The sequence below is a fragment of the Streptomyces sp. NBC_01317 genome (genome assembly GCF_035961655.1).
In the GTDB taxonomy this organism is placed as follows: Bacteria; Actinomycetota; Actinomycetes; order Streptomycetales; family Streptomycetaceae; genus Streptomyces.
Genome location: NZ_CP108393.1, coordinates 4,220,661 through 4,241,923 on the forward strand (window position 1 = coordinate 4,220,661; position 21,263 = coordinate 4,241,923).

The 21,263-nt window shown below is 69.0% G+C and carries 20 protein-coding genes; 9 read left to right on the forward strand and 11 right to left on the reverse strand.

Translation table 11 applies throughout. The annotated features are described in order from the left end of the window. Positions 1–9: 9 nt before the first annotated feature. The 6 genes from gyrB to dnaA form a co-directional block, all read right to left on the reverse strand. Entirely contained in the window at positions 10–2,088 is a 2,079-nt protein-coding gene (gene gyrB, locus OG349_RS18065; protein WP_327235599.1) for a DNA topoisomerase (ATP-hydrolyzing) subunit B, read from the reverse strand. Between the two features lie 500 nt (positions 2,089–2,588). Continuing rightward, entirely contained in the window at positions 2,589–3,131 is a 543-nt protein-coding gene (locus tag OG349_RS18070) for a DUF721 domain-containing protein (protein WP_327238610.1), read from the reverse strand. A gap of 59 nt (positions 3,132–3,190) precedes the next feature. Next, entirely contained in the window at positions 3,191–4,342 is a 1,152-nt protein-coding gene (gene recF, locus OG349_RS18075; RefSeq protein WP_327235600.1) for a DNA replication/repair protein RecF, read from the reverse strand. A 27-nt stretch (positions 4,343–4,369) separates the two neighbouring features. Further along, entirely contained in the window at positions 4,370–5,254 is an 885-nt protein-coding gene (gnd, locus tag OG349_RS18080; RefSeq protein ID WP_327235601.1) for a phosphogluconate dehydrogenase (NAD(+)-dependent, decarboxylating), read from the reverse strand. Positions 5,255–5,331: 77 nt separating this feature from the next. Next, positions 5,332–6,462 carry a DNA polymerase III subunit beta gene (dnaN, locus tag OG349_RS18085; protein ID WP_327238611.1) on the reverse strand — a complete coding sequence of 377 codons (1,131 nt, stop codon included), beginning with the start codon at positions 6,460–6,462 and terminating at the stop codon, positions 5,332–5,334. Positions 6,463–7,299: 837 nt separating this feature from the next. Then, on the reverse strand, positions 7,300–9,063 hold the full coding sequence (gene dnaA / locus OG349_RS18090; RefSeq protein ID WP_327235602.1) for a chromosomal replication initiator protein DnaA: 1,764 nt from the start codon (positions 9,061–9,063) through the stop codon (positions 7,300–7,302). A 361-nt stretch (positions 9,064–9,424) separates the two neighbouring features. On the opposite strand from dnaA, the gene rpmH reads away from it, so the two are divergent. From rpmH to OG349_RS18135, 9 genes are all read left to right on the forward strand, one after another. Further along, complete coding sequence (rpmH, locus tag OG349_RS18095; protein ID WP_030354375.1) at positions 9,425–9,562, forward strand: 50S ribosomal protein L34; 138 nt, start codon at positions 9,425–9,427, stop codon at positions 9,560–9,562. A gap of 18 nt (positions 9,563–9,580) precedes the next feature. After that, entirely contained in the window at positions 9,581–9,952 is a 372-nt protein-coding gene (rnpA, locus tag OG349_RS18100) for a ribonuclease P protein component (protein ID WP_327235603.1), read from the forward strand. Beyond that, positions 9,949–10,308, forward strand: coding sequence for a membrane protein insertion efficiency factor YidD (gene yidD, locus OG349_RS18105; protein WP_161311680.1), 360 nt, complete (start codon positions 9,949–9,951; stop codon positions 10,306–10,308). Before rnpA ends, yidD begins: the two co-directional genes overlap by 4 nt. Before the next feature lie 3 nt (positions 10,309–10,311). Then, positions 10,312–11,613: a membrane protein insertase YidC gene (gene yidC, locus OG349_RS18110; RefSeq protein WP_327235604.1), complete on the forward strand. Its 1,302-nt coding sequence runs from the start codon at positions 10,312–10,314 to the stop codon at positions 11,611–11,613. 15 nt (positions 11,614–11,628) lie between these two features. Next, on the forward strand, positions 11,629–12,138 hold the full coding sequence (locus tag OG349_RS18115) for a Jag family protein (RefSeq protein ID WP_161311682.1): 510 nt from the start codon (positions 11,629–11,631) through the stop codon (positions 12,136–12,138). Between the two features lie 105 nt (positions 12,139–12,243). Then, positions 12,244–12,960: a 16S rRNA (guanine(527)-N(7))-methyltransferase RsmG gene (gene rsmG, locus OG349_RS18120; protein ID WP_327235605.1), complete on the forward strand. Its 717-nt coding sequence runs from the start codon at positions 12,244–12,246 to the stop codon at positions 12,958–12,960. Positions 12,961–13,225: 265 nt separating this feature from the next. Continuing rightward, positions 13,226–14,299, forward strand: a complete 1,074-nt coding sequence (locus OG349_RS18125; protein ID WP_161311684.1) for a ParA family protein — start codon at positions 13,226–13,228, stop codon at positions 14,297–14,299. Next, positions 14,296–15,396 (forward strand): ParB/RepB/Spo0J family partition protein, encoded by a 1,101-nt coding sequence (locus tag OG349_RS18130; RefSeq protein ID WP_327235606.1) that lies wholly within the window; start codon positions 14,296–14,298, stop codon positions 15,394–15,396. The genes OG349_RS18125 and OG349_RS18130 overlap by 4 nt, the downstream gene beginning before the upstream one ends. A 167-nt stretch (positions 15,397–15,563) precedes the next feature. Further along, complete coding sequence (locus OG349_RS18135) at positions 15,564–16,181, forward strand: GNAT family N-acetyltransferase (protein WP_327235607.1); 618 nt, start codon at positions 15,564–15,566, stop codon at positions 16,179–16,181. Positions 16,182–16,263: 82 nt separating this feature from the next. Here the strand turns inward: OG349_RS18135 and trxA are convergent, their stop codons facing one another. The 5 genes from trxA to OG349_RS18160 form a co-directional block, all read right to left on the reverse strand. Beyond that, the gene (gene trxA, locus OG349_RS18140) at positions 16,264–16,611 is read right to left on the reverse strand and encodes a thioredoxin (RefSeq protein ID WP_327235608.1); all 348 of its coding nucleotides are present in this window, start codon (positions 16,609–16,611) and stop codon (positions 16,264–16,266) included. A gap of 52 nt (positions 16,612–16,663) precedes the next feature. Next, the gene (trxB, locus tag OG349_RS18145; protein ID WP_327235609.1) at positions 16,664–17,644 is read right to left on the reverse strand and encodes a thioredoxin-disulfide reductase; all 981 of its coding nucleotides are present in this window, start codon (positions 17,642–17,644) and stop codon (positions 16,664–16,666) included. A gap of 124 nt (positions 17,645–17,768) precedes the next feature. Further along, positions 17,769–18,788 (reverse strand): hypothetical protein, encoded by a 1,020-nt coding sequence (locus tag OG349_RS18150; RefSeq protein ID WP_327235610.1) that lies wholly within the window; start codon positions 18,786–18,788, stop codon positions 17,769–17,771. Continuing rightward, positions 18,785–19,486 carry an RNA polymerase sigma factor SigM gene (gene sigM / locus OG349_RS18155; protein ID WP_327235611.1) on the reverse strand — a complete coding sequence of 234 codons (702 nt, stop codon included), beginning with the start codon at positions 19,484–19,486 and terminating at the stop codon, positions 18,785–18,787. Before sigM ends, OG349_RS18150 begins: the two co-directional genes overlap by 4 nt. Before the next feature lie 38 nt (positions 19,487–19,524). Continuing rightward, the gene (locus tag OG349_RS18160) at positions 19,525–21,243 is read right to left on the reverse strand and encodes a protein kinase family protein (protein ID WP_327235612.1); all 1,719 of its coding nucleotides are present in this window, start codon (positions 21,241–21,243) and stop codon (positions 19,525–19,527) included. Positions 21,244–21,263 lie beyond the last annotated feature (20 nt).

The window sequence follows — 21,263 nt, forward strand, 5'->3', positions numbered from 1 at the left end:
GGGACCGACTCAGATGTCGAGGAAGCGGACATCCTTGGCGTTGCGCTGGATGAAGGAACGCCGGGCCTCGACGTCCTCGCCCATCAGCACCGAGAACAGGTCGTCGGCCTGCGCCGCGTCGTCCAGGGTGACCTGGCCGAGGACACGGTGGTCCTGGTCCATGGTGGTGATGCGCAGCTCTTCGGCGTTCATCTCGCCCAGCCCCTTGAAGCGCTGGATCGAGTCCTCGCGGGCCCGCTTGCCGTTCTGCTTGCCCAGCTCGATCAGCGCGTCGCGCTCCCGGTCCGAGTACGCGTACTCGAAGTCGTCCTTGCCCCACTTGATCTTGTACAGCGGCGGACGCGACAGGTACACGTGCCCCGCCTCGACCAGCGGCCGCATGAAGCGGAACAGGAAGGTCAGCAGCAGCGTGTTGATGTGCTGCCCGTCGACGTCGGCGTCCGCCATCAGAATGATCTTGTGATAGCGGAGCTTCTCGATGTCGAAGTCCTCGTGCACCCCGGTACCGAACGCCGAGATCAGCGCCTGCACCTCGGTGTTCTGGAGGATCTTGTCGAGCCGCGCCTTCTCGACGTTCAGGATCTTGCCGCGGATCGGCAGGATCGCCTGGTACATCGGGTTACGGCCCGACTTCGCGGAACCACCGGCCGAGTCACCCTCGACGATGAAGATCTCGCACTTCGCCGGGTCGTTCGACTGGCAGTCGCTCAGCTTGCCCGGCAGGGACGCGCTCTCCAGCAGCCCCTTGCGGCGGGTCAGGTCACGCGCCTTGCGGGCCGCGACCCGGGCCGTCGCCGCCTGGATCGCCTTGCGGATGATGTCCGCGGCCTCGGTCGGGTTGCGGTCGAACCAGTCCGTCAGGTGCTCGTGCACGATCTTCTGCACGAACGTCTTCGCCTCGGTGTTGCCCAGCTTCGTCTTCGTCTGGCCCTCGAACTGCGGCTCGCCCAGCTTCACCGAGATGATCGCCGTCAGACCCTCGCGGATGTCCTCACCGGCGAGGTTGTCGTCCTTCTCGCGCAGGAACTTCTTCTCACGCGCGTACCGGTTGACCAGGCCCGTCATGGCCGCACGGAAGCCCTCCTCGTGCGTACCGCCCTCATGCGTGTGGATCGTGTTGGCGAAGGAGTACACCCCCTCGCTGTACTGCGCGTTCCACTGCATCGCGATCTCCACCGAGAGCATCCGCTCCTTGTCCTCGGCCTCGATGTCGATGACCGTGGGGTGGATCAGCTCGCCCTTGCGGGAGTTCAGGTACTTCACGTAGTCGACGAGGCCGCCCTCGTAGAAGTACGTGACCGTACGGGCCGGCGCCTCGCCCGCGTCCTCGGCGGCGTCCGCGCCCGCCACGTCCGCGCCCGCGACGGCCTTCGCCGACTCGCGCTCGTCCGTCAGCGTCAGCGTCAGCCCCTTGTTCAGGAACGCCATCTCCTGGAACCGCCGCGACAGCGTCTCGAACGAGTACTCGGTCGTTTCAAAGATGTCCGGGTCGGCCCAGAACGTCACCGACGTACCGGTCTCGGCCGTCTCCTCGTTCTGCGCCAGCGGGGCGGTCGGCACACCCAGCTTGTAGTCCTGCGTCCAGCGGTAGCCGTCGGTCCTGACCTCCACCGCGACCTTCGTCGACAGTGCGTTCACGACCGAGACGCCGACGCCGTGCAGACCGCCGGAGACGGCGTAGCCGCCACCGCCGAACTTTCCGCCCGCGTGCAGCACCGTCAGCACGACCTCGACGGCCGGCTTGCCCTCGGACGGGACGATGCCCACCGGGATACCGCGCCCGTTGTCGACCACGCGGACCCCGCCGTCGGCGAGGATCGTCACGTCGATGGTGTCCGCGTGCCCCGCCAGGGCCTCGTCGACGGAGTTGTCGACGACCTCGGACACCAAGTGATGCAGACCACGCTCGCCGGTCGACCCGATGTACATCCCGGGGCGCTTGCGGACCGCGTCGAGGCCCTCCAGCACGGTGATTGCACTGGCGTTGTACGAGGAAGTCACCTCGCCGTGCTCACCAGTGGAGGCGGACGGAGTCTTCTCTTTGGGGTTGCCGGAATCGGCCACGAAGCGCCCTTTCTGGCACAGCACAGGCCGTTCACCGGCAAGCGGGGACGGCTGCGTCGTTCGGCTTGTAGCGACGTCTCCCGCAAGCACAGCGGGATTTCCTACCAGTCTACCGGTAGCGCCGACCCGAATGGGGGTTTGCCGGTACCTGAGTCCTCATGTGCCGCCCTGAATGAGCGCCTACCGACTCCCCATATTCGGGAAGGGGCTCCAAGAGGCTCACACGGGCATTGAGCGCTTCGGCCTGTCAACCTTCCGCTACGGTGAGGGACACCTCACCCTCCCCGGACGCTTCCCCAGGTCACAGCGCTGCCGGAGAGGAACACGCGCCCGCGCGCGCGGGGGCGCCGCCCGGCCGCCCCGTACCGCCGGCCCCCGTACCCTCTTGGGACCGCGCCGGGCCCGCTCCCACCCCGCTGACCTGCGCGGATCATGGACAGCGGCGAAACAGGCGCGTACGGGCTCCCGGGGGCGCGCAAGAGGCCGTACGAGCCCCCGCACCGAACCACCACGGACCCCACACCTCATCCGTACGTGTCGCCAGGACCCTTGCTCCCCGGCGCCCGCAGCCGGCCGTACCGCTGCGGCGGACCCGTCGGCCCCAACACCTTGATCACCCGTACGGTGCCGTGCCCCAGGTCCTCGTTCAACCGCGCCACCAGACGCGGCGCCAGCAACCGCAACTGCGTCGCCCACGCCGTCGAGTCGCACTGCACCGTCAGGACCCGCTCGTCCTCCTCGTACTTCTGCGGCACGCAGTGCTTCGCCACGTCGTCCCCGACGATCTGCGGCCACCGGCCCATCACCCCGCCCACGGCCGCCGGCGCCTCCCAGCCCCGCTCCGTGATCAGCCGGCTGATCGCCGCACCCAGCGGCAACGGATCACGGCCGTCCGCCCGGGCACCCGACCGCAGCCCCCCGCCCCGCCTGGCCTGCTTCTTCTGCTGCGCGGCATCCCCACGCGCGCGTGCCTGCTCCTTCGCCGCGCGCAACGCCACCCGCGCCAGATCCACCCCGGACGACTCCGGCGGCGTACTCCCAGCCGCGCTCCCGTCCGCCTCCGGCAGCTCAGGAGGCCCCTCGGACCCGCCAGGACCCCCCGCCCCGCCACCCCGCCGCGCGCCGCTCACGCCCGCTCCACAGCGCCGTCGGCCACCAGGAACCGCGTCCCCGCCAGCACCCCCGGAACGTCGTCGTCCACCGCCGCCGTCACCAGCACCTGCTCACCCGGCGCCACCAGCTCCGCCAACCGCTCCCGCCGCCGCGCGTCCAACTCCGCGAACACGTCGTCCAGCACCAGCACCGGCTCGTTGCCCTCGGCCCGCAGCAAGTCGTACGAAGCCAGCCGCAACGCCAGCGCGAACGACCACGACTCCCCATGACTCGCGTAGCCCTTCGCGGGCAACTGCCCCAGCTTGAGCACCAGATCGTCACGGTGCGGGCCGACCAGCGTCACCCCGCGCTCGATCTCCTGCTTCCGGACCCCCGCCAAGGCCGCCAGCAGCCGCTCGTACAGCTCCTCACGCCCATGACCCAGCCCCCCGCCGTCACCGTCGGCATCCACAGCCTCCACGGCCGACGAGCGGTACTCCAGCCCCACCGGACCGCCCCCGGGCGCCAGCTGCTCGTACGCCTTGTCCGTCAGCGGACGCAGCGTCTCGACCAGATCCACCCGCCGCGCCAGCAACTCCGCCCCGACCCGCGCCAGATGCTGGTCCCACACGTCCAGCGTCGACAGGTCCATGCCACGCCCACCGTGCCTGCGCGCCATCGCCGCCGACTTCAACAGCGTGTTCCGCTGCCTCAGCACCCGGTCGTAGTCCGACCGCACCCCCGCCATCCGCGGCGACCGCGCCGTCACCAGCTCGTCGAGGAACCGCCGGCGCTCACCCGGATCGCCCTTCACCAGCGCCAGATCCTCCGGCGCGAACAGGACCGTCCGTACGATCCCCAGCACATCCCGCGGCCTGACCTGCGCCGACCGATTGATACGCGCGCGGTTCGCCCGGCCCGGATTCAGCTCCAACTCCACCAGCTGCGACCGCTCGCCCTGCGTCACCGCCGCCCGGATCACCGCCCGGTCCGCGCCCATCCGTACCAACGGCGCGTCGGAGGACACCCGGTGACTGCCGAGCGAGGCCAGATACCCGACCGCCTCGACCAGATTGGTCTTCCCCTGCCCGTTCGCCCCCACGAACACGGTGACGCCCGGGTCGAGCGGAACCTCGACCCGGGCGTACGACCGGAAGTCTGCCAGCGACAAATGCGTGACGTGCATGGATGTGCGCCGGCCTCCCCGGTGGAGCTACTTCGCCTGCTTCGACTCGACGGAGTGACCGCCGAACTGGTTACGCAGCGCCGCGACCATCTTCATCTGCGGCGAGTCGTCCTGACGGGACGCGAACCGCGCGAACAGCGACGCGGTGATCGCGGGCAGCGGCACCGCGTGATCGATGGCCGCCTCGACCGTCCACCGGCCCTCGCCCGAGTCCTCCGCGAACCCCTTCAGCTGCTCCAGGTGCTCGTCGTCGTCCAGCGCCTTGACCGCCAGGTCCAGCAGCCAGGAACGGATGACCGTGCCCTCCTGCCAGGAGCGGAAGACCTCACGGACGTCCGTGACCGAGCCGACCTTCTCCAGCAGCTCCCAGCCCTCGGCGTAGGCCTGCATCATCGCGTACTCGATGCCGTTGTGAACCATCTTCGCGAAGTGGCCCGCCCCGACCTTGCCCGCGTGCACCGAGCCGAAATCACCCTCCGGCTTGAGCGCGTCGAAGATCGGCTGCGCCTTCGCCACGTCCTCCGGCGTACCGCCGTACATCAGCGCGTAGCCGTTCTCCAGGCCCCAGACACCGCCCGAGACACCGCAGTCGACAAAGCCGATCCCCTTGATGCCCAGCTCCACGGCGTGCTTCTCGTCGTCCGTCCAGCGGGAGTTCCCACCGTCCACCACGACGTCCCCCGGGGACAGCAGACCGGCCAGCTCGTCGATCGTGGACTGCGTCGCGGCACCGGACGGGACCATCACCCACACGACCCGGGGGCCCTTGAGCGTGTTCACCAGTTCTTCGATGCTGTGCACATCGGCGACGTCCGGGTTGCGGTCATATCCGACGACGGTGTGGCCTGCGCGGCGAATGCGCTCGCGCATGTTGCCGCCCATCTTGCCGAGACCGATGAGACCGAGCTCCATCAGTGGTTCCTTAAACGTCGAGGCGATTCGTACCCGCGCCCGAGCCTACGCCCGGGCGCCTCCACTCACCTGTGGGGTCAGCCGCTCAGGCGAACCGGCATGATGAGGTATTTGTACGCTTCGTCCGCCTCGGCCTTGACATCCGCCTTGCCGCTCAGCAGCGCCGGCTTCGTGGAAGTCGTGAAGGACAGTTGGGCCACCGGTGAATCGATCGCGCTCAGACCGTCCAGCAGGAACGTCGGGTTGAAGGCGATCGAGATGTCGTCGCCGTCCAGCAGCGCGTCCACCCTTTCCACAGCCTGTGCGTCGTCGCTGGAACCCGCCTCCAGGATCAGCACGCCCTGCTCGAAGCTCAGCCGCACCGGCGTGTTCCGCTCGGCGACCAGGGCCACGCGCTTGACGGCCTCCACGAACGGGGCCGTCTCGATCACCGCGATCGAGTTGAACTCCGTCGGGAACAGCGTCCGGTACTTCGGCAGGTCGCCTTCGAGCAACCGGGTCGTCGTCCGCCGCCCCGCGCCCTCGAAACCGATCAGCCCTTCGCCCGCGCCCGCCCCGGAGAGCGCCAGGGTGACCGTGTCACCGCTGGTGAGCGCCTTGGCGGTGTCCAGGAGCGTCTTGGCGGGCACCAGTGCGACCGCGGAGATGTCCGCGGCCTCCGGCTTCCACAGGAACTCGCGGACCGCGAAGCGGTAGCGATCGGTCGAGGCCAGGGTGACCGTGTCGCCCTCGATCTCGATCCGTACGCCGGTCAGCACCGGCAGCGTGTCGTCGCGGCCCGCGGCGATGGCCACCTGGGAGGCGGCCGAGGCGAAGATCTCGCCGGGGACGGTGCCCGTCGCCGTCGGCATCTGCGGCAGCGCCGGGTACTCGTCCACCGGCAGGGTGTGGAGGGTGAACCGGGACGAGCCGCAGACCACGGTGGCCCGCACCCCGTCCGTGGAGATCTCCACCGGGCGGTTGGGGAGGGCGCGGCAGATGTCGGCGAGGAGCCGGCCGGAGACGAGGACGGTGCCGTCCTCCTCCACCTCGGCGTCCACCGAGACCCGCGCCGAGACCTCGTAGTCGAAGCTGGAGAAGCTGAGGGCGCCTTCCTCGGCCTTCAGCAGAAGGCCTGCGAGCACCGGCGCCGGGGGCCGAGCCGGGAGGCTCCGGGCCACCCAGGCCACCGCCTCGGCGAGTACGTCGCGCTCCACCCGGATCTTCACCGGAACCGCCTCCTGCTTTGCTCGCTCGTCCTGCCGGCCTTCGTCGTCGGCCCTGATGCCGGGGACCAGTCTGACGTACGGCACCGACAGTCCGTGCTGCTGCGGGTCAAGTCGCGGGGAGCGCGGCGGAGAGCTTCCTCGCCGACTTGTGCACAGGGCCCACTTCGAAACGGATCCCTAGCTAACTATGAGTGGGAGTAGTAGTAGGGCCTGTGGAAACCGTGGATAACGTCGTTTGCGCAGGTCAGACCCGCTTTTTTGTCCACCGGCCCTGTGGGCGGCATCCGTGGACAACTCGGTCCCTCTGTGGATGGGCAAAAGTTCTGCACACCCGATGCACAGGGGAGGGCCACTTACCCCCAGGTCCGTCCCCAGCTTTACCCACGTTCCCCACAGCCCAACCGGGGGTCTTGGTGTGACGCCTTTCACTCGACTCAGCGACGGCGGATGTTTTGTTGCCGAACAGTGGACAGTGCTGTGGGGAAGTTGTGGGTAAGAGGGCCTGCCCTGTGGGCCGCCGGTGGACAACGTACGGGCGACCCTGTGGACAGAAAATTCCTCCACAGGCTGTGGACAACTGTCGCGCACAAATCCACAGGCGCCTGACCAGCAACGATAATCCCGCACCCGCCTCGCCTGTGGAAGCGTTCTGGACAACTTCCTGGGTCCCCAGGCTGTGGACGGAAGATCACCCCCAGGTCTGTGGAGAACTCGGCGGGAGCGCCCGGTGTTCGAACAGCCGGTACGGGCGGCGGGCGCGCCGGAACGGCGAAGGGCGCCCGGGAAGGTGCTTCCCGGACGCCCTACAACGCCCTCGGAGGGGGCCGGCCGCCCCTGTCAGCCGTTCTTGATGCGGTTCGTGAGTTCCGTGACCTGGTTGTAGATGGACCGTCGCTCGGCCATCAGCGCCCTGATCTTCCGGTCCGCGTGCATCACGGTCGTATGGTCCCGGCCGCCGAACTGCGCCCCGATCTTCGGCAGCGAGAGGTCCGTCAGCTCACGGCACAGATACATCGCGATCTGGCGGGCCGTCACCAGGACCCGGCTGCGGGACGACCCGCAGAGATCCTCCACGGTCAGCCCGAAGTAGTCCGCGGTCGCGGCCATGATGGCGCTCGCGGTGATCTCCGGGGCCGCGTCCTCCCCACCGGGGATCAGGTCCTTGAGGACGATCTCGGTGAGGCCGAGGTCCACCGGCTGCCGGTTGAGGGACGCGAACGCGGTCACCCGGATCAGCGCGCCCTCCAGCTCACGGATGTTCCGCGAGATCCGCGACGCGATGAACTCCAGCACCTCCGGGGGCGCGTTCAGCTGCTCCTGCACCGCCTTCTTGCGGAGGATCGCGATACGCGTCTCCAGCTCGGGCGGCTGCACATCGGTGGTCAGCCCCCACTCGAAGCGGTTGCGCAGCCGGTCCTCCAGAGTGATCAGCTGCTTGGGCGGCCGGTCCGAGGACAGCACGATCTGCTTGTTCGCGTTGTGGAGCGTGTTGAACGTGTGGAAGAACTCCTCCTGCGTCGACTCCTTGCTCGCCAGGAACTGGATGTCGTCGACCAGGAGGATGTCGACATCGCGGTACCGCTTGCGGAAGGTGTCGCCCTTGCCGTCCCGGATCGAGTTGATGAACTCGTTCGTGAACTCCTCGGAGCTCACGTACCGCACCCGCGTCCCCGGATAGAGGCTGCGCGCGTAGTGCCCGATCGCGTGGAGCAGGTGGGTCTTGCCGAGCCCGGACTCCCCGTAGATGAAGAGCGGGTTGTACGCCTTCGCCGGCGCCTCGGCCACCGCGACCGCCGCCGCGTGCGCGAACCGGTTGGAGGCGCCGATGACAAAGGTGTCGAAGAGGTACTTGGGATTGAGCCGGGCGTGCGGCTCCCCGGGCCGCGGCGCCGGCGCGGGCTGCGCGCCCAGCGGCCCCGGCGCCCCCCGGTGCCGGCCCCCGCTGGGCCCGCCGCCGTGCTGCGGCGACTGGGGGTCCTGGAGGTCGTGGCGCTCGTGCGGCTGCTCGTACTGCGAGCGGTCGGGACCCTGCGGCTGCCGGTAGTCGTGCTGCGGCTGCTGGGGGCGGGTGGTCGCGTACGGATCACGGTCCTGGTAGCCGCCGAGCCGGGGCTGCCACGCGAGGTCGTCCTGGGACTGCGGCCACACACCGGGGTCGGGGCGCTGGCGCTGCTGGTAGTCCGGGTAGGCGGGACGTACCGACGGCATCCCGTCGTCCTGCGGGCGGTGCCCGTAGTTGTCGTATGTATCTGTCTGCCGCTGCTCGTCGTGGAGCGAGGACTGGTAGCGGTGCTGCTGCGGTACGGCGGGGGCGGGCGGGGGCTCGCCGGCCGAGTCGTCCACGGTGATCGCGATCCGGATGGGCCGGCCGCACTCATGGCTCAGGGTCTCGCTGATCAAGGGGGCGAGACGGCCCTCCAGGACCCGCTTGCCCCATTCGTTCGGGACGGCGAGCAGCGCCGTGTCGGCCACCAGCGCGAGAGGCTGGCAGCGCTCGATCCACTGCTTGTCCTTGGGCTCCACACCCTGCTGGCCCTCCCTGAGGAGTTGCTCCAGCACTCGTGGCCACACTGCGGCAAGATCGGCAGGTACATCAGCCACAAGGCACGCTCTCTCACAGGTCCCACGAATATGTGGTTCTCGGGACGGGGTGGGAAGACCGGCGGAAAAAGAAGCCGGAGTTCCGTCACGGTAGTCAGGCCGGGGTCCGACGTTCAAGTCGTTGTCCACAGCCTGTGCACAATGGGAGGTGGCAGCTCACTGGTTTGACCGGATGGCGTAGCCGCGCGTACCGTGACCAGGTCGAGTTGTCGATGGCTGCTGCCGCCTGCCTCCGATGGGCAAAGATCACGATCTGTGGTTGTGAAGCGGTGCACTCGGGCGTGGACGCGAGCTTCTCGTGGGCGCACGGTGACAGCCAGGCGACGCCCCGCCATCACTTATCACTTTCTGGAGCCCTCGAGTGAGCAAGCGCACCTTCCAGCCGAACAACCGTCGTCGTGCGAAGACCCACGGCTTCCGTCTGCGCATGCGCACCCGTGCCGGTCGTGCGATCCTCGCGACCCGCCGTGGCAAGGGTCGCGCCCGTCTGTCCGCCTGATCACCTACAGGTCATGACGTGCTGCCTTCCGAGAATCGGCTGAGGCGGCGCGAGGACTTCGCGACCGCGGTACGCCGAGGACGCCGGGCCGGACGCCCGCTTCTTGTCGTCCATCTGCACAGCGGTGCAACGGACCCGCACGCGCCTGGGGAGAGCGCTTCCCCGGTACGTGCGGGTTTCGTCGTAAGCAAGGCTGTGGGCGGGGCGGTGGTGCGGACCCGGCTGAAGCGAAGACTTCGCCATCTCATACGCGACCGACTGCTTGAGCTGCCCCCCGGTAGCCTGGTTGTCGTACGGGCGCTACCCGAAGCGGGTGACGCCGAATATGAACGACTGGCCCGAGACCTGGACGCCGCTCTTCAGCGGCTGCTGGGAGGGGGCACGCGATGAAGTACCCGCTGCTGGCTCTGATCAAGCTGTACCAGTGGACGATCAGCCCGCTTCTGGGCCCTGTCTGCCGGTACTACCCGTCGTGTTCGCACTACGGGTACACGGCCATCGACCGGCATGGCGCGGTGAAAGGCACGGCGCTGACCGCCTGGCGCATTCTGCGGTGCAATCCGTGGTCGCCAGGTGGTGTGGACCATGTCCCACCGCGCAAGCGCCCGCGTTGGCACGAACTGCTGCGCAACGCGTGGCGGGGCAGCAAGAGCGGGCACTCCGTCGCCGGCGTGCCTTCCGGGGCGTCGGCCCCCGAACCTCCCAGTCCGGCCGCAGAGACCTCGCCCAAAGCTCAAGGAGCCTGATTAGTGGACACGATTGCCGGATTCTTCAGTTTCATCACCACGCCAGTCTCGTGGGTCATCGTCCAATTCCACAGTCTGTACGGGGCGATCTTCGGGCCCGACACGGGCTGGGCCTGGGGCCTGTCCATCGTGTCCCTGGTGGTGCTGATCCGGATCTGTCTGATCCCGCTTTTTGTGAAGCAGATCAAGTCGACCCGGAACATGCAGGTCCTTCAGCCCAAGATGAAGGCGATCCAGGAGCGCTACAAGAACGACAAGCAGCGCCAGTCCGAAGAGATGATGAAGCTGTACAAGGAGACGGGCACCAACCCGCTCTCCTCGTGTCTTCCGATCTTGGCGCAGTCCCCGTTCTTCTTCGCGCTTTACCACGTGCTGTCGAGCATCGCCAACGGCAAGACGATGGGCGTGATCGACCAGGGCCTGCTGGACAGCGCCCGTAAGGCACACATCTTCGGCGCCCCGCTGGCGTCGAAGTTCCTGGAGAGCAGCTCGAAGGTCGAGGCGCTGGGCGCGTCGCTGACCAACGTGCGCATCGTCACAGCGATCATGATCCTTCTGATGTCGGCGTCGCAGTTCTACACGCAGCGCCAGCTGATGACGAAGAACGTCGACCTGACGGTCAAGACGCCGTACATGCAGCAGCAGAAGATGTTGATGTACATCTTCCCGGTCATCTTCGCCGTCACGGGCATCAACTTCCCCGTCGGTGTTCTCGTCTACTGGCTGACCACCAACGTGTGGACCATGGGCCAGCAGATGTACGTGATCAACCAGAACCCGACACCGGGCAGCAAGGCGCAGGACGCGTACCTCGGGCGTCTGCTGAAGAACATCACGACGCACGAGCAGGTCAAGTCCAAGCGAAAGCGGACCATCGTCGGAGCGATCGTGGCCAAGGGGCCCGACCGCAACGACAACGAGCGTAAGTTCTTCCTGAACCTGGCGAAGGCGGGTCTGGTGCCCCAGGCCGACGGCACGGTGGTCAAGAGCGACACGGTGGCGGCCGAGGCCGAGGCGGGTGCCGCCGCGGCGAGGCGGCAGCAGCCGAAGCGTCTGACCAAGGCGCAGCGCCAGGCGGCGGCCGCCCAGGCGACGGCGGACCAGAAGCCGGCCGAGCGCGCGCCGGAGAACAAGGCCGCGGACGACGCCGCTCCCGTGGCGAAGACCTCGCTGGAGAAGCAGGACGAGCCGCGGGACTCCACGTCCAAGCCGTCGGGCAAGCCCGCCGCCGGTTCCTCCCCACGCCAAGCCAAGGCGGGACAGCGCAAGGGCCAGCAGCGGCCCAAGCACCCGTCCAAGAAGTAACGAAGGAGTCCATCCGTGACGGAAGGCACCATCTCCGCCGCCGCCGAGGGGGGCGACACCCTGACCCGCCTTGAGCAGGAAGGGGAGATCGCCGCCGACTACCTCGAAGGCCTGCTCGACATCGCCGACCTCGACGGTGACATCGACATGGACGTCGAGGCCGACCGGGCCGCTGTTTCGATCATCAGCGACAGCGGCCGGGATCTCCAGAAGCTCGTCGGGCGTGACGGCGAGGTCCTGGAGGCGCTCCAGGAGCTGACGCGGCTCGCGGTGCACCGGGAGACCGGGGACCGCAGCCGGCTGATGCTCGACATCGCCGGCTTCCGGGCGAAGAAGCGCACCGAGCTCGCCGAGCTGGGTGCCAAGGCAGCGGACGAGGTCAAGTCCACCGGTGCGCCGGTGAAGCTCGATCCCATGACGCCTTTCGAGCGCAAGGTCGTGCACGACGCGGTCGCCGCCGCGGGTCTGCGCAGTGAGTCCGAGGGCGAGGAGCCGCAGCGCTTCGTCGTGGTCCTCCCTGCCTGATCGCACCTCTCTTTTCGGCCCCGCCCTGTTCGCAGGCGGGGCCGAATTTTGTCAGCCTGTTAGTCAGCCGCCCTCGGGGTGGTTCGGTACGGAAGGACGGTCCCCGTGACAGAGGCAGCAGAGCTTTCCCCTCCGCCGGACGAGGCGCGGACTCTTTTCGGCGAGTCCTTCTCCTCGGCGGTCCGCTACGCGGAGCTGCTGGCGGACGCGGGGGTCAAGCGCGGCCTGATCGGTCCGCGGGAGGTTCCGCGCCTCTGGGAGCGGCATCTGCTGAACTGCGCGGTGCTGTCCGAGGTCGTCCCCGAGGGGGTGACGGTCTGCGATGTCGGCTCGGGCGCGGGGCTGCCGGGCATACCGCTGGCCCTGGTGCGGCCGGATCTCAAGATCACGCTGCTGGAGCCGCTGCTGCGGCGTACCAACTTTCTCCAGGAAGTGGTCGAGCTGCTGGGACTGGACCACGTCACGGTGGTCCGTGGGCGGGCCGAGGAGGTCCTGGGCACCCTGCCGCCGGTCCATGTGGTGACGGCGCGCGCGGTGGCCCCGCTGGACCGCCTGGCGGGCTGGGGAGTGCCGCTGCTGCGTCCCTACGGGGAGATGCTGCTCCTGAAGGGCGACACCGCCGAGGAAGAGGTCAAAGGGGCCAGGGCCGCGCTCAGCAAGCTCGGCGTGCTGGAGGCCTCGGTGCTGCGGGTCGGGGAGGGTGTGGTCGATCCGCTGGCCACGGTGGTGCGGGTGGAGGTCGGGGAGAGCCCCGGTGGCGTACGGTTCGCAGCGAAGCGGGCCAAGGCCGCGCGGACCAGCCGTACGAGACGGCGCCGCTGAGCCGTACAGTCCGTAGTGCCTATCAGTGATGCTCCATACAAGCTGCCATACCTACGCATTGCGGAGTGTCGTGACGGTCTGAACCTGCGGCGGATGCATCGTGTTTCACGTGAAACACCGTTCATTGCTTCAGGGAATCATCGGCCGTGGCCGCGCGGCAGCGACGCCGCGTGGTCGAAAGTCCCTCGTTCGAGGCATGGGGTTGTCCACAGAGGTGGATTCATCCACAGAACCACGGGCCTCACTGGTTCACGACCCCGAAAGCATGGCAGGCTCTATTCATTGCGAGTCTGAAGTCGAGGAGAGTGAATCCTTGCGGTCCGACGCCAACATCGCGGGACCGATGACCGATCCGGTCCCCGGTCCCCGTACTGAGTCGGCGGGGGAGGATGTTTCACGTGAAACACCGCCCCCGATGGACGACACCCCCATTGGCCGTGCCGCTCAACTGGCGGTGGAGGCTCTCGGCCGCGCGGGCGAGGGCTTGCCCCGCCCGGAGCAGACGCGTGTCATGGTCGTCGCCAATCAGAAGGGCGGTGTGGGGAAGACCACCACCACGGTCAACCTGGCCGCCTCGCTCGCGCTGCACGGTGCGCGCGTTCTGGTGATCGACCTCGATCCACAGGGCAATGCCTCCACGGCGCTCGGGATCGACCATCACGCCGAAGTCCCCTCGATCTATGACGTCCTGGTGGAGAGCAGGCCACTGTCCGAAGTGGTCCAGCCTGTACCCGACGTCGAAGGTCTCTTCTGTGCCCCGGCCACCATCGATCTCGCCGGTGCGGAGATCGAACTGGTGTCGCTGGTGGCGCGGGAGAGCCGGCTCCAGCGGGCGATCGACGCGTACGAGCAGCCGTTGGACTACATCCTCATCGACTGCCCGCCCTCGCTCGGCCTGCTGACCGTCAACGCGATGGTCGCCGGCGCGGAGGTGCTGATCCCCATCCAGTGCGAGTACTACGCGCTGGAGGGGCTGGGTCAGCTCCTGCGCAACGTCGATCTGGTCCGTGGGCATCTCAACCCCACGCTGCACGTGTCGACGATCCTGCTCACCATGTACGACGGCAGGACCCGTCTTGCCTCGCAGGTGGCGGAGGAAGTACGCAGTCACTTCGGCAAGGAGGTGCTGCGGACGAGCATCCCTCGGTCCGTACGTATCTCGGAGGCGCCGAGCTACGGCCAGACGGTGCTGACGTACGATCCGGGATCCAGCGGGTCCCTGTCCTACCTCGAAGCCGCCCGTGAGATCGCTCTTCGGGGGGTCGGGGTGCACTATGACGCCCAGCAGGTCCATGTGGGCAGCCAGAACAACCAGCAGATGTCGGAGGGGATCCAGTGAGTGAGCGACGTAGAGGGTTGGGGCGTGGGCTTGGTGCGCTGATCCCTGCCGCTCCCCAGGAGAAGCAGGTGCCCTCGACCGGAGTGGCCACGGCATCTTCGGGAGCGACGCCGATGCTGACCGCCGAGCGGGGGGTGGCGGCCGCGAAGGTCACCGCCCTCCCGTCGGCGGCTTCGGTGCCGGACGCGGAGAGGATCACCCCGGAGAACGACGAGGCGCCCGAGCCCGCCCCGGCGGCCGGTGCGCACTTCGCCGAGCTGCCGATCGACTCCATCACGCCCAACCCGCGGCAGCCGCGCGAGGTGTTCGACGAGGACGCCCTCGCCGAACTGGTCACCTCCATCAAGGAGGTGGGGCTCCTCCAGCCCGTCGTCGTACGGCAGGTGGGGCCGGAGCGCTACGAGCTGATCATGGGCGAGCGGCGCTGGCGGGCCTGCCGGGAGGCCGGCCTGGAGCGCATCCCCTCGATCGTCCGCGCCACGGACGACGAGAAGCTGCTGCTCGACGCGCTGCTGGAGAACCTGCACCGCGCCCAGCTGAACCCGCTGGAAGAGGCTGCGGCCTACGACCAGTTGCTCAAGGACTTCAACTGCACGCACGACCAGCTGGCGGACCGGATCGGGCGCTCGCGTCCGCAGGTCTCCAACACGCTGCGGCTGCTGCGGCTCTCTCCCTCCGTCCAACGCCGGGTCGCCGCCGGGGTGCTGTCGGCGGGTCACGCCCGGGCGCTCCTGGCCGTAGAGGACTCCGCGGAGCAGGACCGGCTGGCCCACCGCATCGTGGCGGAAGGGCTCTCGGTGCGGTCGATCGAAGAGATCGTGAAGCTGATGGAATCGGGGCCGCAGGCCGGCCCCAAGGCCAAGGGGCCCCGGGCCGGTGCCCGGCTCTCCCCGGCGCTGGGCGACCTCGCCTCGCGCCTGTCGGACCGCTTCGAGACCCGGGTGAAGGTCGACCTGGGGCAGAAGAAGGGGAAGATTGTCGTCGAGTTCGCCTCGATGGACGACCTGGACCGGATCCTCGGCACACTGGCCCCGGGTGAGGGCCGGATCCTGGACCAGGTCCTCACCGAGGACGCCGGGGAGGACGACGAGGGCTGACGCTCTTGAACAGGCCACAGGGCGGGTTGTGTTCTCCGGTTACCGGAACACAGCTCGCCCTTTGCTGTCTCTCGGTGTGCGAGGAACCCTGAGGTGGATACGATTCGTTCTGGTATGGCGCATCCATTGTGATCCGCGACGTGCGAGGGAAGTGAGGAACAGCCTCTATGGGGCGTCGGCTTGTACCGCTCACGCTGGACAACCTTCCGGACCTCCCCCCACGCTGCCGAGCGTGTGTCTTCTGGGAGCTTGATCCGGTCAGCGGAGAAGCCGCGGTAAAGGCGGGCACACCCGAGACGGAGAAAGAGGCGTGGATCTCCGCCGTCCTGCTGGAGTGGGGATCGTGCGGCCGGCTCGCGTATGTCGACGACGTGCCCGTGGGCTATGTGCTCTACGCGCCCCCCGCGTACGTGCCACGGGCCACGGCCTTTCCGACGAGCCCCGTCTCCCCTGACGCCGTCCAGCTGATGACCGCCTGGATCGTCCCGGAGTACCAGGGGCAGGGACTGGGCCGCGCGATGGTGCAGACCGTGGCGAAGGATCTGCTGCGGCGGGAGTTCAAGGCCGTCGAGGCGTTCGGCAACGCGCGCTGGAAGGAGCCGGCCTGTGTGCTGCCCGCCGATCACCTGCTGGCGGTCGGCTTCAAGACCGTCCGCCCGCATCCGACGTACCCGCGCCTGAGGCTGGAGCTGCGCACCATGCTCTCGTGGAAGGAAGACGTGGAGCTGGCGCTGGACCGACTGCTCGGCAAGGTGCACAAGGAGCCCGCGCTCCGGCCGTTGTGAGCCGGGCTCCGGTCGGCGCGTACACGCGGAACGGGCCCACCCCGGCGGGGTGGGCCCGTTTCACGTGAAACATCGCGAGGCGTCAGGCCTTGGTGACCTGCTCACCGATGAAGCTCTCCAAGTCGCGCACCAGGGCGGCCTTGGGCTTCGCGCCGACGATGGTCTTGGCGACCTCGCCGTTCTCGTAGACGTTCAGCGTCGGGATGGACATGACGCCGTACTTGGCTGCGGTGGCCGGGTTCTCGTCGATGTTCAGCTTGACGATCTCGATCTTGTCCCCGTGCTCGGCCGCGATGGCTTCCAGCGACGGAGCGATCTGGCGGCAGGGTCCACACCATTCGGCCCAGAAGTCCACCAGAACGGGCTTGTCGCTCTTGAGAACGTCCTCTTCGAATGAATCGTCGGTCACATGCTTCAGGGCGCCGGCCACGGCGGCCTCCTTGGGGTTGTGGGTGGGGCAGGGGTGAAGTGGATCGTGCGGGTCAGACGGTCGCGGTCTTCTCGGGCTCGGCGGTGTGCGCGTTGTCGGTGTCGCTCAGCGCCGCGAGGAAGCGCTCGGCGTCGAGGGCGGCGGAACAGCCGGTGCCCGCGGCGGTGATCGCCTGGCGGTAGGTGTGGTCGACGACGTCGCCGGCGCCGAACACACCGGACAGGTTCGTCCGCGTCGACGGGGCGTCCACGGTGAGGTAGCCCTCGTCGTCGAGGTCGAGCTGGCCTTTGAAGAGCTCGGTCCGCGGGTCATGTCCGACCGCGATGAACAGGCCGGTCACCGCGAGCGCGGAGGTCTCGCCCGTCGTGGTGTTCCGCAGGGTCAGGCCCGAGAGCTTCTGGTCCCCGTGGATCTCCGCGACCTCGCTGTCCCAAGCGAACTTGATCTTGGGGTCGGCGAACGCGCGGTCCTGCATCGCCTTGGAGGCCCGCAGGGTGTCACGGCGGTGGACGATGGTGACGGACTTGGCGAACCGCGACAGGAAGGTCGCTTCCTCCATCGCGGTGTCACCGCCGCCGATCACGGCGATGTCCTGGTCCTTGAAGAAGAACCCGTCACAGGTGGCACACCAGGAGACGCCACGCCCGGACAGCGTGTCCTCGTTGGGCAGGCCGAGCTTGCGGTGCTGGGACCCGGTCGTGACGATCACTGCCTTGGCACGGTGGACCGTGCCCGCGGTGTCGGTCACGGTCTTGATGTCACCGGTGAGGTCGACGGCGATCACATCGTCGGGAACCAGCTCGGCGCCGAAGCGCTCCGCCTGTGCCCTCATGTTGTCCATCAGATCCGGACCCATGATGCCGTCACGGAAGCCGGGGAAGTTCTCCACATCGGTGGTGTTCATCAGCGCACCGCCTGCGGTCACCGCTCCCTCGAAGACCAGCGGCCGCAGTGCCGCACGCGCTGTGTACAGCGCTGCGGTGTAGCCGGCGGGCCCGGAACCGATGATGATCACATTACGGACGTCGCTCACGGGATTCTTCCTCGTCTCTGCAGACTGCTTACTGCCTACTGGGGCCAGATCCACGACCTACACCCACGCAACGGATCCTACGGGTCTTACATTCCCGTGGACCCGTGGCGGCGCGGAGGGGCGGTCAGTGGCGCGGGTAGGAGTGCGTCAGCAGCACGGTGCCCTTGCCCGCGGGGGCGGTGTCGACGCAGGCCGCGTCGATCACGTATGCCTGGACCCTGGTGCTGTCGCCCGGGTGCGGCAGTACGACGAGGTAGGCGCTGGCGCCCTGGTAGACGCCCTGCTCGGCGGCGAGGACGGGGTCGGCGCGGCCGGTGCCCAGCTGGATGCAGGCCGGTACCGGGGGTGCGGGCTGCAACAGGGGAGTGTTGGTCGTCCGCTCGTCCGCGCCGGGGTTGTCCTGCTGCGGCCGGAGACTCTTCTGCCCTGAGGAGGCGCCCGAGGACGCGGAAGGGCCGGCGGCGAGAAGGGCGTCCACCCGCTCCTGGAGATCGCCCTCCGAGATCACCTGGGGGCCGACCGCGGCGGACTTGGCCGCCGAGCTGGAGTCGGCGGAGTTGTCGCCCAGGGACGACGTCGCGATCGAGTGGAGCAGGAAGACGCTCACTCCGACGGCGGCTGTGCCGAAGAGGGCACCCAGGACGGTGGTGCGGCGACGGCGGCGGCTCTGGGCGCTCCGGCCGGGGCCGGTGGCCGCCCGGGGACGGCCGGCGGGCCGGTCGGCCCGTACGGCGTCCGGAGCGGCCGCGTCGACGGTGGGTACATCGGCCGGCACGGCGGCGGACACGTCGGAGGCGGGTTCCGGGGACGTTGTTTCACGTGAAACATCTGCTGTGTCTGTGTCTGTGTCTGTGTCTGCGTAGGCGTAGGCGTCGTCGTGGGGTGCGGTGGCGGCCAGGAGCGCCTCCGCCGCCAGCGCCGCGTCGATCCGCCCGGCGATGTCCGCCGGCATCCTCGGCGGCCCGGGCAGAGTGCCGAGCAGGCCCCTGATCTCTTCCAGCGAGGCACGGACATCGGCGCACAGCGCACAGCCGTCGAGGTGCTCCTGCACATCGGCGGCCCGGGACGGTGCGAGCAGCCCCTCCGTCAGGTCGGAGATCTCCGAGACGTCCGGGTGCTGAGTTGTGTCGGTCGTCGATGTCACGCGCGCCCACCTCCGCCCTTCACTACAGGATCACTCGGTGCTGAATCCTTCGGCTCCGATGCCGATGGGACGGATGTCCCCGGCGTCCGGTTCCTTCCCCCGGCGGGCGGACCGCTATCCCCGGGGTCCGCCCGCAGATGGGTGAGGAGGGGAAGCAGTCTGGCCCGGCCCCGGGCGCACCGGCTCTTCACCGTCCCGGTGGGCACCCCCAGTACCCGTGCGGCCTCCGCCACGGGGTATCCCTGCATGTCCACCAGCACCAGTGCGGCGCGCTGGTCCACGGGGAGCCCGGCCAGGGCCGCCAGCAGCTCACGGTGGAGGTCCTGGCGCTCGGCGGGTGCCTCCGCTGACTCGTGGGGTTCGAGGAGCTGCTCCAGCCGCTCGGTGTCCTCCATGGGAGAGGTCTTGCGGGAGGCGGCCTTGCGGGCCCGGTCGAGGCAGGCGTTCACGGTGATGCGGTGCAGCCAGGTCGTCACGGCGGACTGGCCGCGGAACGTGTGGGCGGCCCGGAAGGCGGAGACCAGGGCGTCCTGGACGGCGTCGGCCGCCTCCTCGCGGTCCCCCAGCGTCCGCAGGGCGACCGCCCAGAGCCGGTCGCGATGGCGCCGTACCAGCTCGCCGAAGGCGTCGGGGTCGCCTGCGACGTGCGCGGCCAGGAGATCCTGGTCGTTCGTGTCGCCGAGCGCGGCGTCGTCCAACGGTGAGCCCCCTCCCCTGGTCCGGCCGGCCGGCCCGGTCAGCCGGTGATCTTGATTTCGGAGACCTTGCCCCGGAAGAAGGAACCGTCGGACGGCGGGAGCTTGGTCAGCCAGACCAGAACGTACCGCGTCCGGAACGGCTTGCCGGGCTTGAGGGTGACATCCGTACCGGATCCCTCCGCGACCTTGCCGAAGCCCGTCAGCTCGGTGGGCTGCTCCGTCGTCCCGGCGGACGCGGCGCGCAGCTCCACCGACGTGTCCCCGCCGTCGAAGGAGACCTTCACCGTCCGGACCTGCTTGGAGCTGCCGAGGTCCAGGACGATGCCGACCCCGGCCTTGAGGTTCCCCAGCCGCGCGCTCAGATAGCCGTCGGTGTTCCAGTACGTGCTGGGGTCACCGTCGTAGCTGTTCCTTATCCCGGCGGGCTTCTCGGACCTGTCCGAGCCGAACGGGTCGAAGTCGTGGGCGCCCACGACTTCGATCGGCTTCGCGGGGCGCGGTGCCTTGTCCCCGGTGTCGTTGGTGGTGCGGGTGGTCCCGGGATCGTCCTGGGTGTTCTCGCTCCCGAGGACCCGGTCGGCGACCTGCCAGCTGCCCAGGCCCAGCGCCGCGATGAGGAGCGCGGCGACGGTCCATTTCAGCGCCTTGCCGGTACGGCCCTGGAGCGGGGGCGGCGGGACCGGCACCGCCCGGCTGGGAACGGTCCCGGGGCCGCCCGGCTGCTGGCCGTACGCCCCCTGCTGGCCGTACGTGCCCTGCTGGTACGTGGTGCGCTGGTAGTCCGGCGGTGCCACGAACGACGGCTCGGGCGGCCGGATGCGCGGCATCTCCCCGACGGCCGCGGCCAGTTCGTCCGGGGTGGTGCAGGGAGGCTCCTGACGGGAGGCCGTGGCCCCGTCGTTGACCAGGGCCCGCATCGCGAGCTCGGACAGACCGCGGTGGATGCCCGCGCGCACCTGGTCCGGGGCGATCAGCCCGACACCCTTCGGCAGCCCGGAGAGCCCGTACGCGTCGGTGTCGTACGGCCAGCGCTGGGTCAGCGCGGCGTAGAGCAGCGCGCCGATCGCCTCGGTGTCGGTGCGCTGGGGCCGCTCGGCGCGGATGCCGCGCAGCGCTGCGTTCACCGCGAGTCCCCGGATGCGGTACTGGCCGCTGGAGGTGCGCAGGACCGCCCCGGGAGTCAGCCGCAGATGGGCGAGGCCTTCCCGGTGGGCCGCCGCCATGGCCTGGGAGAGCTGGCTGACGAGCTGGTAGGCGTCGTGGGGCTCCAGGGGGCCCGCGGCGAGCAGCGCGGTGAGCTCGACGGAGTCGGGCAGCCACTCGTGGACGACATAGACGAGGTCGTCCTCCTCGACGGCGTCCAGGACCTGGACGAAGCGGGGGTCGCCGAGCAGTGCGGCGGACCGGGCCGCGGCGAGCACGGAACGGGCCCGTGGGTGGTCCGCGGGAAGGAGATGCACACCGACGGCGCGGCGCAGTTTCTCGTCCACGGCACGCCAGCTGCTGAAACCGTCCAGACGGGTGACGCACTCCTCCAGACGGTAGCGTCTCGCGAGCTTGTGACCGCTGTGCAGTTCCGGTGCGGCGACCGCCGGGCCGGTGCCCGGCCGTTCGCCGTCCGTGCCTGTGGCGGACTCGTCCGCCGTGTGCGGGGTCTTCGACAACCCGTCGGCCGTGGCCTTGTCCGCCTTGGCGGTCGGCGGCTCGTCGCCGCCGTTGTCGGCCACGTCGACGGCAGCCGTGCTACGTTCCGCCACCGTCGCTCCTGCCTCCCCAT

Bases quoted from the DNA above. Each gene is read 5' to 3' on its own strand.
- recF (WP_327235600.1), bottom strand. From the start codon at position 4,342: ATGCACGTCACGCATTTGTCGCTGGCAGACTTCCGGTCGTACGCCCGG.
- gnd (WP_327235601.1), bottom strand. From the start codon at position 5,254: ATGGAGCTCGGTCTCATCGGTCTCGGCAAGATGGGCGGCAACATGCGC.
- yidD (WP_161311680.1), top strand. From the start codon at position 9,949: ATGAAGTACCCGCTGCTGGCTCTGATCAAGCTGTACCAGTGGACGATC.
- OG349_RS18125 (WP_161311684.1), top strand. From the start codon at position 13,226: ATGGCAGGCTCTATTCATTGCGAGTCTGAAGTCGAGGAGAGTGAATCC.
- OG349_RS18135 (WP_327235607.1), top strand. From the start codon at position 15,564: ATGGGGCGTCGGCTTGTACCGCTCACGCTGGACAACCTTCCGGACCTC.